This window comes from Pseudomonas sp. microsymbiont 2 (assembly GCF_054788395.1).
In genome coordinates, this window is record NZ_CM139112.1 from 5490953 (window position 1) to 5504682 (window position 13730).

A 13730-nucleotide genomic window follows, 5' to 3' on the forward strand; every position below is an offset into this window, starting at 1 on the left:
TCAAGCTGCAAGCTGCAAGTGAAAACGGATCGTGGCAACTTACACCGATCCGCTGTTTCTTGCAGCTTGCAGCTTGTAGCTGGCGAATCAGCAGTCAGGCTTGCCCGCGGTGAACTTCTTCGCCGGATTCACCGCCGCCTTGAACTCGCGCAGGGCCTTGGCGCCCACCAGCAACGGGTAGTTGAAACTGCTGCGGTCCACCAGGTTGACCTCCACGGTACGCTTCACATCGCCCAGGCACAGCTCCAGGTCCACCACCGGGCGCCGCGACAGCTCGGGTACATCGCCTTCGTCTTCCTCGTCGGCGCGATTCTTGATCTTGCTGATGCGCGCCAGCTTGTGCTCGTAGACCTTGCCATCGGCATCCTTGGTCGCCAGGCGGAAACGCACCCAGTCCTCGCCATCACGGCTGAACAGCTCGATATCCTTGGCCGACAGCGACGCGGTATAGGCACCGGTGTCCATCTTGGCCTTGAGGGTTTCACCGATCTCCGGCAGCGCGATGTTCTCGTAACGGCCATAAAGCGTCGGTTCCGCGGCCATCACCGGCAGCGCCAGAAGGGACAGCAGGGCAAGCAGGGGTTTCACAATGCGGGCTTCCTTGAGAGGGGTCAGTGCTTAGACCAGGCAGGCAGGATAGGTTCGTTGTCACAGGGTAAACAACACAATGTGAAACATTTGTCCCAGTTAATGGACGTACGACGTTTGGCGTAGGCCGTCGCCCTGCTTATCATTGCCAACCGTTTCCTTCCGACAACAAGAGTCTCCTTTATGCGTCGCCTGCTGACCGGCATCCTCACCCTCACCCTGCTGCTGCTCAACACCCTGGTGCTGATCGGTCCGCTGCTGGTCTTCGCCCTGCTCAAGCTGGTGCTGCCGGGCCGTGGCCGCGACTACGCATCGGCTGCGGTGATGTGGGTCGCCGAAACCTGGTCGGAGATCGACAAAGTCATCTTCGCCCTGTGCATCCCCACCCAATGGGACATCCGCGGCGTCGACACGCTGCGCAAGGACACTTCATACCTGTGCGTCAGCAACCACCAGACCTGGGTCGACATCCCCGCGCTGATCGAAAGCCTCAATCGCCGGGTGCCGTTCTTCAAGTTCTTCCTCAAGAAAGAGCTGATCTGGGTGCCGCTGCTGGGGCTGGCCTGGTGGGGGCTGGACTACCCGTTCATGAAGCGCTACAGCAAGGCGTTCCTCGACAAGCACCCGGAACTCAAGGGCAAGGACCTGGAAATCACCAAGGCCGCCTGCGAGCTGTTCAAGCGCCAGCCGGTGACCGTGGTCAACTACCTGGAAGGCACCCGCTTCACCGAGGCCAAGCGCGAGCAACAGCAGTCGCCCTACCGCCACCTGCTCAAGCCCAAGGCCGGCGGCGTGGCCTTCGTGCTGGCGGCGCTGGGCGAGCAGCTGGATGCACTGCTCGACGTGACCATCGTCTATCCCGGCGACAAGGCGCCGGGGTTCTGGGACCTGCTCAATGGCAGCATCAGCCGGGTGATCATCGACATTCGCGTGCGTGAGCTGGACCCGGCGCTAAGCGAAGGCGATTACGAGAGCGATCCGGCGTTCCGCCAGACGGTGCAGGCCTGGGTCAACCAGCTGTGGCTGGACAAGGACCAGCGGATCGAGGAGTTGCGCGCCGAGATGCGTTGAAGCCAATGGCCTAATCGCAGGCAGGCCCGCGCCTACAGGATTTCGCGGTCCCTGTAGGAGCGGCCCTTTCGCGACACAAGGCCGCTCCTACAGTGCCGTGTGTAGGGCGCTCAGACCGATGGCTGGCTCAACGGCGCAGGGGTATTCCACAAGCTTCCCAGGTTCTGCAGCAGCGATCCGGCGATCCCCTGCTGCCCCAGGTACTGCAGGATCAACGGCGCGAACTGGCCGATCATCCCGGTATCCATGCCCAGCGCCTTGAAGGCGTTATCCAGGTCGTTGCGATTCTCCACCTCACCGCCCAGGGCATTGCTCAGGGCCGAACTGTTCTTGTCTTTGCCCAGCAACTGCCCCAGGCCGCCCAACCCACCCAGGGCATTGTTGCCGGAGAGCAGGTCCAGCCCCGGCACGGCCTTGGTCAGTTGCCCATAGTCATCGCCACTGAGGTTGTTGCGCGCCAGCCCGAGCATCGCTCCCGCCCCACCAATGGCCTGTTCCGGGGTGATCTTCAGCTCGCTGCCCAAGGTATTGAGCAGGTTGGCCTGCGCCGCAGGGGCCTGCACCTGACCGCTCGGGTTCTGCGTGGCGGAGACCGCATTGGCGACATCGTTGAGGTTGAAGGCGAACACCGGGCTTGCGGCCAGGGTCATCAGGGTTGCCAGGGTGAGTGCTTTCATCGGAAGGGACCTCGTCGGCCGGAATGGCCGGGAAACGAGGGTTGGACTGGGAGTGCGGCACTTTGTTCCGGCCCAATCACCGCCAGAGCCCTTCGCGGGCTTTCCCGCGAAGGGCTGGCCATCACGCCGCGCTGAAGGTCTTGTGCGGGTCGATCACGAATTTCTTCGGCACGCCCGCGTCGAACTCACCATAGCCTTCCGGTGCCTGATCCAGGCTGATCACCTGCACGCCCACCACCTCGGCAATGTTGATGCGATCCCACATGATCGCCTGCATCAGTTGGCGGTTGTATTTCATGGTCGGGGTCTGGCCGGTGTGGAAGCTGTGCGACTTGGCCCAGCCCAGGCCGAAACGGATGCTCAGCGCACCGATCTTGGCGGCGGCATCCACCGCACCCGGGTCTTCGGTCACGTACAGGCCGGGGATACCGATCTTGCCGGCCACGCGGGTCACCTGCATCAACGAGTTGAGCACGGTGGCCGGGGCCTCGTGCTTGGCGCCTTCATGGCCGTGACCGCGGGCCTCGAAGCCAACCGCGTCGACGGCGCAGTCCACTTCCGGCTCGCCAAGGATGTCGACGATCTGCTCATGCAAAGGCGTGTCCTTGGACAGATCGACCACCTCGAAGCCTTGGGCCTTGGCGTGGGCCAGGCGGGCCGGGTTGAGGTCGCCGACGATCACGCAGGCGGCGCCCAGCAAGCGCGCGGAAGCAGCGGCGGCCAGGCCGACCGGGCCGGCACCGGCGACATAGACCGTGCTGCCCGGGCCGACACCAGCGGTGACGGCGCCGTGGTAGCCGGTCGGCAGGATGTCGGAAAGGCAGGTCAAGTCGCGGATCTTCTCCATGGCCTTGTCGCGGTCCGGCAGTTTCAGCAGGTTGAAGTCGGCGTAGGGCACCAGCACGTACTCGGCCTGGCCGCCGGTCCAGTCGCCCATGTCGACGTAGCCGTAGGCGCCACCGGCGCGGGCCGGGTTGACGGTGAGGCAGACGCCGGTGTGCATCTCTTTGCAGGAGCGGCAGCGGCCGCAGGCGACGTTGAAGGGTACCGACACCAGGTCGCCGATTTTCAGGCGTTCGACATCACGCCCCATCTCGACGATTTCACCGGTGATTTCGTGGCCCAGGACCAGGCCGACCTGGGCAGTGGTACGGCCACGGACCATGTGCTGGTCGGAGCCGCAGATGTTGGTGGAGACCACCTTGAGGATGACCCCGTGCTCGATCTTGTTGCCGCGCGGGTCCTGCATCTTGGGGTAGTCGATCTTCTGCACCTCGACCTTGCCCGCGCCGAGATACACCACTCCACGGTTACCAGACATGCTCTTACCTCGCTTGATTTGTATTTATGCAGCGGTGGTGGAAAGCGCCGCCGTCCGTGGGCGGCCTGTGTTACTGGATGAAGGGGATTGTGGGCTGGATGGGCGGTGGGGCGGTGACTGGATGCGACAGGCAGATACCTGTTCACGGCAGGCCAAAAGCCGGGGCCGCTGTGCGGCCCTTTCGCGACACAAGGCCGCTCCTACAGGGGACAGCGCAATCCTGTAGGAGCGGCCTTGTGTCGCGATGGGCTGCAAAGCAGCCCCAATGTCAAAGCACCACAGTCCGATTGGCGTTGAGGAACACCCGCCGCTCAATGTGATAACCAACAGCCCGCGCCAGGGTCAGGCATTCGATATCGCGCCCCTTGGCGATCAGGTCCTCGGGATAGTGGGCATGGTCCACCACCTCGACGCCCTGGGCGATGATCGGCCCTTCGTCCAGGTCGTTGTTGATGTAGTGCGCGGTGGCGCCAACCATCTTCACGCCCTTGTTGTAGGCCTGGTGATACGGCTTGGCGCCCTTGAACCCGGGCAGCAGCGAGTGATGGATGTTGATCGCCCAGCCATCGAGCCTGCGGCACAGCTCCGGCGACAGCACCTGCATGTAGCGGGCGAGGATCACCAGCTCCGCGCCGGTCTGCTCGATCACCTGCACTACCTTGCGCTCCTGCGCCGGCTTGTCGTTGGGGTCGAGAGCGAAGTGGTAGTAGGGAATCTTGTGCCAGTGCGCCAACGGTTCGAGGTCGGGGTGGTTGGACACCACCGCGACCACGTCCATGGCCAGTTGGCCAATGCGCTGGCGATACAAAAGGTCATTCAGGCAATGGTCGGCCTTGGACACCATGATCACCACCTTGGGGCGGTGATTCGGCGCGACCAGCTCGAAGGCCATGCCGAAGGCCTCGCTGCGCTCGGCCAGCCCTGCACGGAAGGCATCTTCGTCGAAGCCATCCGGCACGCGGAACTCCACGCGAATGAAGAACCGCCCCGACAGCCGGTCATCGAAGGAATGGTGCTCGGTGACGTAGCAGCGCTGCTCGTAGAGATGACGCGTCACCACATCGACCGTGCCGAGCATGCTCGGGCAGTCGGCAGTGAGAATCCAGGTGTCCGGTGCCCGACTCATGTTGTTGCTCCTTATGCTTCGATGGCCAGGCCGTACTCGGCCGACGCGTCCTGCAGCCACAACCACCAGTAATCGGAGAAGCTGCGACGAATCACCAGTTCCCAGGTGTCCTCGGCGGTGCGGCGGATCACCAGTTGCGACTTGGCGAACACCGTGCCGACGGCCTTGCCGACCGGGAAGTTGTTCGGATGCACATCATAGCTGGTGGACTTCATCAGCACGTCGCGCACGTTGGGGCCGCTCAATTCGAGCAGGGTCTGCCCGCCGCTGACGTTGACCACCTGGATATGCTGGCCGTCGAGGGCATCGCGCAGTTTCTGCTCGACGGCGAACTCCTGGCCGCCGGGCACGATCAGCAGCCACTCGTCCGGGCCCATCCACTGCAGCGACATCTCGCCGTTGGCGACCACGGTCAGGGCCACCGGCAGCTCCAGGCCCAGGGCCTTGTGCACGCCGCCGGCGAAGGCCTGGTCGTGGCCGTTGCCACGAATGGTCAGGTGGCCGAGGAATTTCTTCTCGCGCAGGGTCACGCCTGCATTCTTGCGGCCCTTGCCGACCAGGCTGGCCAGGTCGGCGTGGTGCAGCGGCGACTGGGCCTTGGCGTCAGAGCCTGGGTTTTGCTGGAAGACGTTGATAGCGCTCATTTCTTACCTGCCTTGAATTCTGTGGGTCAGAGCGACACCGAACCTGTGGGAGCGGGTTTACCCGCGAATGCGGCGGTACAGCCAACATCGCATTCGCGGGTGAACCCGCTCCCACAGGGTCCGGCGTTACCAGCCGGAAGCCTTAGACGTTCTGCCGCTCGCCCTTCGGATCGAAGAACACCGAAGACACGATCTCGGCCTCGATCACGCTGCCGTCGGCCTGCGGCGAATACACCCGCTCGCCCATGCGCTTGAGACCACCCTTGACCACGCCCATGGCGAACGAATAGCCCAGGGAGTTGGCCGCATAGCTGGAGGTGACGTGGCCGACCATGTCCATCGGGATCGGCTGCTTCGGATCGAACACCAGCTGGGCACCCTCGGGCAGCCACACGTTCGGGTCCACAGGCTTGAGGCCCACCAGCTGCTTGCGGTTCTCGCGCACGGTGTCCTCGCGGTTCATGCCACGCAGGCCGATCCACGAGAATGGCTTGTTGCGGCCCACGCACCAGCTCATGTTGAGGTCGTCCGGGGTCATCGAACCATCGGTGTCCTGGCCGACGATGATGAAGCCCTTCTCGGCGCGCAGCACGTGCATGGTCTCGGTGCCATACGGGGTCAGGTTGTACTTCTTGCCGGCCTCGACGATCTGCTCCAGCACGCCCATGGCGTAGTTGGCCTGGACGTTGATCTCGTACGACAGCTCGCCGGTGAACGAGATGCGGAACACCCGCGCCGGCACGCCGCCGACCAGGCCTTCCTTCCAGCTCATGAACGGGAAGCCTTCCTTGTCCAGGTCGATGTCGCTGACGTCGGCCAGCAGCTTGCGGCTGTTGGGGCCGGACAGGGTCATGGTCGCCCAGTGGTCGGTGACCGAGGTGAAGTACACCTTCATCTCCGGCCATTCGGTCTGGTGGTACAGCTCCAGCCATTGCAGCACGCGGGCGGCGCCACCGGTGGTGGTGGTCATGATGAAGTGGTTGTCGCCGACGCAGGCGGTGACGCCGTCGTCGAAGACCATGCCGTCTTCCTTGCACATCAGCCCGTAGCGGGCCTTGCCCACGTCGAGCTTGGTCCAGGCGTTGGTGTAGATGCGGTTGAGGAACTCGCGGGCGTCCGGGCCCTGGATGTCGATCTTGCCCAGGGTCGAGGCGTCCAGCAGGCCGACGCTGTCACGCACGGCCTTGCATTCGCGGGCCACGGCGGCATGGATGTCTTCGCCGGGCTTGGGGAAGTACCACGGGCGCTTCCACTGGCCAACGTCCTCGAACTCGGCGCCGTTCTTGAGGTGCCAGGCATGCAGGGCGGTGAAGCGCACCGGCTCGAACAGGTGGCCGCAGTGCCGGCCCGCCACCGCGCCGAAGGTCACCGGCGTGTAGTTGGGGCGGAACATGGTGGTGCCCATTTCCGGGATGCCGATCCCGAGCGAACGGGCGGCGATGGCCAGGCCGTTGATGTTGCCCAGCTTGCCCTGGTCGGTGCCGAAGCCCAGGGCAGTGTAGCGCTTGACGTGCTCGACCGACTCGAAGCCCTCGCGGGTGGCCAGTTCGATGGCAGCCGCGGTGACGTCGTTCTGCTGGTCGACGAACTGCTTGGGCGCACGGGCGGTGCCCTTGTCGTGGGGCACCTGGAACAGCGCCACGGTGGCCTCTTCCTTGCGCGCCAGGGTTTTCGGCAGGGTGCCGGCGCTGGCCTTGAAGCCGGCCTCGGTGGCCGCGCGCACGCCGCCTTCGAAGCCATCGGCGATCACATCGCCCAGGGCGTAGACGCCGTTCACGCCACCGACACAGACACGTTTCTGTGGGGCATCGCCCGGCACGAAGCCAAGGATATCCTCACGCCATACCGGGCGACCGCCCAGGTGCGAGGCCAAGTGAACCACCGGGCTGTAGCCACCGGAAGTCGCGATCAGGTCGCACTCGAGGGTTTCGCCAGGGCTGGTGACCTTGTGCGCCTGCACATCGATGGCGGCCACGCGGGCGCCGGTGACGTGCTTGCTGCCCTTGGCCTCGATCACCGCGCTGGAGGTGAGAATACGGATGCCTTTTGCGCGGGCCTCTTCGACCAGCGAACCACGCGGATTGTGGCGGGCGTCGGCGATGGCGACCACCTGCAAACCGGCATCGTGCCAGTCCAACGCGGCGCGATAGGCGTGGTCGTTGTTGGTCGACAGCACCAGCTTGCGGCCCGGGGCCACGCCGTAGCGGCGCACGTAGGTTGATACGGCACCAGCGAGCATGTTGCCCGGCAGGTCGTTGTTGCCGTACACCAGCGGACGCTCATGGGCGCCGGCAGCCAGCACCACACGGTTGGCACGGACGCGATGCACACGCTGGCGCACCTGGCCAATCGGCGCACGGTCGCCTAGGTGGTCGGTGAGACGCTCATGGATGGTGAGGAAGTTATGGTCGTGGTAGCCGTTGACCGTGCTGCGTGGCAGCAGAGTGACCTCCGGCAGGCTTTCCAGCTCGGCCACCGCAGCGCTGACCCATTCGGCGGCCGGTTTGCCGTCGAGGGTCTCGCGGGTGTCCAGCAGGCTGCCGCCGAACTCTTCCTGCTCGTCGGCGAGGATCACCCGGGCACCGCTGCGCGCGGCGGCCAGGGCGGCGGCCAGGCCGGCAGGGCCGGCGCCGACGATCAGCACGTCGCAGTGCTGGTTCATGTAGTCGTAGCTGTCCGGATCGTTCTGCAGCGGCGCACGGCCGAGGCCCGCCGCCTTGCGGATGTACTTCTCGTAGGTCATCCAGAACGACTTGGGATACATGAAGGTCTTGTAGTAGAACCCGGGCGGCATCATGTTGCCGCCGACCTTGCCGATGATGCCCATCATGTCGTTGTTGACGTTCGGCCAGCCGTTGGTGCTGTTGGCCACCAGGCCTGCATACAGGGCCTGCTGGGTGGCGCGCACGTTGGGAATCTGAGTGGCTTCGCTGGAGCCGATCTGCAGGATGGCATTCGGCTCTTCGGTGCCGGCGGCGATGATCCCGCGCGGACGCGAGTACTTGAAGCTGCGCCCGACGATGTCGACGCCGTTGGCCAGCAGCGCGGCGGCCAGGGTGTCGCCGGCATAGCCCTGGTAGGTCTTGCCGTTGAAGCTGAAGTTCAGCACCTTGCTGCGGTCGATACGGCCGCCGCTGGCGAGGCGATAGGTCTGGCTCATACTTTTTCCCCTTGGCCCTTGGCGGTCGCTGGCGCGGTGCTCTGTTTCGAGGCGGCGGTGACCTGCGGCTTCTCGCCGATCTTGTAGGTTTCCAGGATCTCGTAGGTCACGGTGTCGCGGGTGACGTTGAAGTACTGGCGGCAACCGGCGACGTGATCCCACAGCTCGTGGTGGATGCCGCGCGGGTTGTCGCGGAAGAACATATAGGTGCCCCACTCCTCGTCGGAGCAGGCATTCGGGTCCAGCGGGCGGGCGATGTGCGCCTGGCCCGATGCGTGGAACTCTTCCTCGGAGCGCAGCTCGCCGCAGTGGGGACAGAAGATTTGCAACATGACGGTTGTCTCCGGGTCAGTGGGCGACGGCAGCGGCGCCGTGTTCGTCGATCAGCGCACCGTTGTAGAAACGGTCGATGGAGAAAGGCGCGGCCAATGGGTGCATCTCGCCCTTGGCCAGGCTCGCGGCGAACACGTTGCCCGAGCCGGGAGTGGCCTTGAAGCCGCCAGTGCCCCAGCCGCAATTGAAGAACATGTTCTTCACCGGGGTCTTGGAGATGATCGGGCAGGCGTCGGGGGTGGTGTCGACGATGCCGCCCCACTGGCGGTTCATGCGCACGCGGGAGAGGATCGGGAACATCTCGACGATCGCCTGCAGGGTGTGCTCGATGATCGGGTAGGAACCGCGCTGGCCGTAGCCGACCCAGCCGTCGATACCGGCGCCGATCACCAGGTCGCCCTTGTCGGACTGGCTGATGTAGCCATGCACGGCGTTGGACATGATCACACTGTCGATGATCGGCTTGATCGGCTCGGATACCAGGGCCTGCAGCGGGTGCGACTCCAGCGGCAGGCGGAAACCGGCCAGCTTGGCCATGTGCCCGGAGTTGCCGGCGGTGACCACGCCGACGCGCTTGGCGCCGATGAAGCCCTTGTTGGTCTCGACACCGATCACGGCGCCGTTCTCTTTACGAAAGCCAATCACCTCGGTCTGCTGGATCAGGTCCACGCCCAGGGCGTCGGCGGCACGGGCGAAGCCCCAGGCCACGGCGTCGTGACGGGCCACGCCGCCACGCCGTTGCACGGTGGCGCCGAGGATCGGGTAGCGGGTGTTCTTCGAGCAGTCCAGGTAGGGGATCTCGGCCGCGACCTGCTCGGTGCGAATCAGCTCGCCGTCCACGCCGTTGAGGCGGTTGGCGTTGACCCGACGCTCGGAGTCGCGGATGTCCTGCAGGGTGTGGCACAGGTTGTAGACGCCGCGCTGGGAGAACATCACGTTGTAGTTGATGTCCTGGGACAGCCCTTCCCACAGCTTCATGGCGTGTTCGTACAGGTGCGCCGACTCGTCCCACAGGTAGTTGGAACGCACGATGGTGGTGTTGCGAGCGGTGTTGCCGCCGCCCAGGTAGCCCTTCTCGACCACCGCCACATTGGTGATGCCATGTTCCTTGGCCAGGTAGTAGGCCGTGGCCAGACCATGGCCGCCACCGCCGACGATGACCACGTCGTAGACTTTCTTCGGCGTCGGCGTGCGCCACATGCGCTGCCAGTTCTCGTGATGGCTGAGGGAGTGCTTGAAGAGGCCGAAGCCCGAATAACGTTGCATGGTGTTCTGCTCCACTCAGCGGTAGACCGGGAAGTCGGCGCACAGCGCGGCGACGTTCTTGGCCACATCGGCCTCGACATCGGCGTCGCCCAGGTTGTCCAGCACATCGCAGATCCAGCCGGCCAGCGCCACGCACTGGGCGACCTTGAAGCCACGGGTGGTGACGGCCGGGGTGCCGATGCGCAGGCCGGAGGTGACGAACGGCGACTGCGGGTCGTTGGGCACGGCGTTCTTGTTGACGGTGATATGGGCGCGGCCAAGGGCGGCGTCGGCGTCCTTGCCGGTCAGGCCCTGGCGGATCAGGCTGACCAGGAACAAGTGGTTGTCGGTGCCGCCGGAGACCACGTCGTAGCCACGTTCGATGAACACCTGGGCCATGGCCTGGGCGTTTTCGATGACTTGTTTCTGGTAGCTCTTGAACTCAGGCTCCAGTGCTTCCTTGAAGCACACCGCCTTGGCGGCGATCACGTGCATCAGCGGGCCGCCCTGGGCGCCGGGGAACACGGCAGCGTTGAGCTTCTTCTCGATCTCTTCGTTGCTCTTGGCCAGGATCAGGCCACCACGCGGGCCGCGCAGGGTCTTGTGGGTCGTGGTGGTGACCACGTCGGCAAAGGGGATCGGGTTCGGGTACAGGCCGGCGGCGACCAGGCCAGCGACGTGGGCCATGTCGACGAACAGCAGCGCGCCGACCTTGTCGGCAATCTGACGGAAACGTGGGAAATCGAGGGTCTTCGAGTAGGCCGAGAAACCGGCGACGATCATCTTCGGTTTGTGCTCGAGGGCCAGGCGCTCGACTTCGTCGTAGTCGATCAGGCCCGTGGTGGTGTCGATGCCGTATTGAACAGCGTTGTACAGCTTGCCCGAGGACGACACCTTGGCGCCGTGGGTCAGGTGGCCGCCGTGGGCCAGGCTCATGCCCAGGATGGTATCGCCGGCCTGCAGCAGGGCGAGGTAGACGGCGCTGTTGGCTGAAGAACCGGAGTGCGGCTGAACGTTGGCGTAGTCGGCGCCGAACAGTTGCTTGGCGCGCTCGATGGCCAGGGCTTCGACCTTGTCCACATGCTCGCAGCCACCGTAGTAGCGCTTGCCTGGGTAGCCCTCGGCGTACTTGTTGGTCAGGCCGCTGCCCTGGGCCTGCATCACGCGCTTGCTGGTGTAGTTCTCCGAGGCGATCAGCTCGATGTGATCTTCCTGGCGCTGTTCCTCGGCATTCATCGCCGCCAGCAGTGCGTCGTCATAACCCTGGATCTGGTCTTGCTTGCTGAACATCGTGTATCTCCCGGCAGCGATCGTTTCTTGTCTGGTGAGGGTTTTCCCACCCTTTGCGGCGATGGTATGACCGGGCACGGCGGTACAGATGCCTGCGCGCGCCTTGCAATGGCGCGTTTACGACATTGGCTGAAAGCGCCATGCTGGGGCCTTGTGGGAGCGGGCTTGCCCCGCGATGACGGTGGTGCGGGTAAAACCATTGGCAGGGCTGGCGCAATCGCGGGGCAAGCCCGCTCCCACAAGGCTGCATCCGGGTCAAACAGCCTGTATAGGCAACCGCCAAATCGATGGTTTACAGTGCGATCCTGCGTCGTACAAAAGGACAGGCGTCATGACCGACAACAACCAACAATTCGCCAGCGACAACTATTCCGGCATCTGCCCCGAAGCCTGGGCCGCCATGGAAAAGGCCAACCACGGCCACGACCGCGCCTATGGCGACGACCAATGGACCGAACGCGCCTCGGAATACTTCCGCAAGCTGTTCGAGACCGACTGCGAGGTGTTCTTCGCCTTCAACGGCACCGCCGCCAACTCCCTGGCCCTGGCCTCGCTGTGCCAGAGCTACCACAGCGTGATCTGCTCCGAGACCGCCCACGTCGAGACCGACGAATGCGGCGCGCCGGAGTTCTTCTCCAACGGCTCCAAGCTGCTGACCGCCGCCAGCGTCAACGGCAAGCTGACACCCCAGTCGATTCGCGAAGTGGCCCTCAAGCGCCAGGACATCCACTACCCCAAGCCGCGCGTGGTGACCATCACCCAGGCCACCGAAGTGGGCACGGTGTACCGCCCCGACGAGCTCAAGGCGATCAGCGCCACCTGCAAGGAACTGGGCCTGAACCTGCACATGGATGGCGCGCGCTTCAGCAATGCCTGCGCCTTCCTCGGCTGCTCGCCGGCCGAGCTGACCTGGAAGGCCGGCGTCGACGTGCTGTGCTTCGGCGGCACCAAGAACGGCATGGCGGTGGGCGAGGCGATCCTGTTCTTCAACCGCGACCTGGCCGAGGACTTCGACTACCGCTGCAAGCAGGCCGGGCAGCTGGCGTCGAAGATGCGCTTCCTGTCCGCGCCGTGGGTCGGGCTGCTGGAGGACGGCGCCTGGTTGCGCCATGGCCAGCATGCCAACCACTGCGCGCAGCTCTTGGCATCACTGGTGAGTGACTTGCCGGGCGTGGAACTGATGTTCCCGGTGGAGGCCAACGGGGTGTTCCTGCAGATGCCGGAGCATGCGCTGGAGGCGCTGCGCAACAAGGGCTGGCGTTTCTACACCTTCATTGGCAGCGGTGGCGCACGGTTCATGTGCTCGTGGGATACCGAGGAAACACGCGTGCGTCAGCTGGCGGCGGATATCCGCGCCATCTTCGGCGCCTGACCGATCGCATTCGCGGGTAAACCCGCTCCCACAAGGGCAGTGAACAACCTGTGGGAGCGGGTTTACCCGCGAAGAATCCAGCACCGATTAAAGCCTGAACCCGCCCATCTGCCGCGCCAGGTCATCGGCCAATCCACGCAGCGCCTGGCACTCCTCGCGACACCCCTGCACTTCGCTGGCCGTCTGCCGCGCCAGGTCGGAAATCCCCTGCACCGTGCGGTTGATCTCCTCGGTCACCGCCGACTGCTCCTCGGTCGCCGTGGCCACCTGCTCGTTCATCCCGCTGATGCGCTCGACCTGATCGGTGATCGCCCCCAGCGATGCCCCGGTGCGCTGGCTCGATTCGACTCCGTTGCCGGTCGCCTGCTGACCCGCCTGCATCGACGCCACCGCCGTGCCCGCGCCGTGCTTGAGACGCTGGATCATCTGCTGCACTTCATCGGTGGACACCTGGGTCCGCCGCGCCAGGGTCCGCACTTCGTCGGCCACCACGGCGAAGCCCCGGCCCATCTCTCCAGCCCGCGCCGCCTCGATGGCGGCGTTGAGCGCCAGCAGGTTGGTCTGCTCGGAAATACTGCGGATCACCGCCAGCACTTCGTCGATCGAGGCGACTTCGTCCGCCAGTCGCGTCACCGCCTCGGCAGCCCGGCCGATCTCCCCGGACATGCCTTCGATGTTGTGGATGGAACGGCGTACCACCTCCCGCGCCTGCAACGCCTCGTCGCGCGCCGACTGCGAGGCGTGGGCGGCGGAGCCGGCGTTCTGGGCGATGTCCTGCACGGTCAGGCCCATCTCATGCACGGCGGTGGCGACCATCTCGGTCATTTCCTGCTGGCGGCCCGAGCGTTCGGCGGTGTTGTCCACTACCTGGGTCACCTGCTCTACCGAAAAATGCAGGCGTTC

Annotated in this window: 12 protein-coding genes; 2 read left to right on the forward strand and 10 right to left on the reverse strand. The window is 64.8% G+C overall.

Going from position 1 to position 13730, the window contains the following annotated elements:
• Positions 1-87: 87 nt before the first annotated feature.
• Entirely contained in the window at positions 88-588 is a 501-nt protein-coding gene (gene rloA2, locus ACYUME_RS24620) for a retropepsin-like aspartic peptidase RloA2 (RefSeq protein WP_460417344.1), read from the reverse strand.
• Between the two features lie 183 nt (positions 589-771).
• Here rloA2 and ACYUME_RS24625 point away from each other — a divergent pair, with 183 nt between their 5' ends.
• Positions 772-1659: an acyltransferase gene (locus ACYUME_RS24625; RefSeq protein WP_460417345.1), complete on the forward strand. Its 888-nt coding sequence runs from the start codon at positions 772-774 to the stop codon at positions 1657-1659.
• A gap of 110 nt (positions 1660-1769) precedes the next feature.
• Here ACYUME_RS24625 and ACYUME_RS24630 read toward each other — a convergent pair whose 3' ends face one another.
• From ACYUME_RS24630 to ACYUME_RS24665, 8 genes are all read right to left on the reverse strand, one after another.
• Complete coding sequence (locus ACYUME_RS24630; RefSeq protein WP_279880344.1) at positions 1770-2336, reverse strand: DUF2780 domain-containing protein; 567 nt, start codon at positions 2334-2336, stop codon at positions 1770-1772.
• A 121-nt stretch (positions 2337-2457) separates the two neighbouring features.
• Positions 2458-3657, reverse strand: coding sequence for a formaldehyde dehydrogenase, glutathione-independent (gene fdhA / locus ACYUME_RS24635; RefSeq protein WP_279880346.1), 1200 nt, complete (start codon positions 3655-3657; stop codon positions 2458-2460).
• Between the two features lie 268 nt (positions 3658-3925).
• Positions 3926-4783 (reverse strand): formyltetrahydrofolate deformylase, encoded by an 858-nt coding sequence (purU, locus tag ACYUME_RS24640; RefSeq protein ID WP_279880349.1) that lies wholly within the window; start codon positions 4781-4783, stop codon positions 3926-3928.
• An 11-nt stretch (positions 4784-4794) separates the two neighbouring features.
• Positions 4795-5427 (reverse strand): sarcosine oxidase subunit gamma, encoded by a 633-nt coding sequence (locus ACYUME_RS24645; protein ID WP_460417347.1) that lies wholly within the window; start codon positions 5425-5427, stop codon positions 4795-4797.
• Between the two features lie 142 nt (positions 5428-5569).
• The gene (locus tag ACYUME_RS24650) at positions 5570-8587 is read right to left on the reverse strand and encodes a sarcosine oxidase subunit alpha (RefSeq protein ID WP_460417349.1); all 3018 of its coding nucleotides are present in this window, start codon (positions 8585-8587) and stop codon (positions 5570-5572) included.
• Positions 8584-8919: a sarcosine oxidase subunit delta gene (locus tag ACYUME_RS24655; RefSeq protein WP_028688435.1), complete on the reverse strand. Its 336-nt coding sequence runs from the start codon at positions 8917-8919 to the stop codon at positions 8584-8586. Before ACYUME_RS24655 ends, ACYUME_RS24650 begins: the two co-directional genes overlap by 4 nt.
• Before the next feature lie 16 nt (positions 8920-8935).
• Positions 8936-10186: a sarcosine oxidase subunit beta family protein gene (locus ACYUME_RS24660; RefSeq protein WP_011536148.1), complete on the reverse strand. Its 1251-nt coding sequence runs from the start codon at positions 10184-10186 to the stop codon at positions 8936-8938.
• 15 nt (positions 10187-10201) lie between these two features.
• Entirely contained in the window at positions 10202-11455 is a 1254-nt protein-coding gene (locus ACYUME_RS24665) for a serine hydroxymethyltransferase (RefSeq protein ID WP_460417350.1), read from the reverse strand.
• Positions 11456-11786: 331 nt separating this feature from the next.
• On the opposite strand from ACYUME_RS24665, the gene ACYUME_RS24670 reads away from it, so the two are divergent.
• Positions 11787-12827, forward strand: a complete 1041-nt coding sequence (locus ACYUME_RS24670) for a threonine aldolase family protein (protein ID WP_279880356.1) — start codon at positions 11787-11789, stop codon at positions 12825-12827.
• A gap of 87 nt (positions 12828-12914) precedes the next feature.
• Here ACYUME_RS24670 and ACYUME_RS24675 read toward each other — a convergent pair whose 3' ends face one another.
• Positions 12915-13652, reverse strand: coding sequence for a methyl-accepting chemotaxis protein (locus tag ACYUME_RS24675; protein ID WP_460419447.1), 738 nt, complete (start codon positions 13650-13652; stop codon positions 12915-12917).
• Positions 13653-13730: the final 78 nt, after the last annotated feature.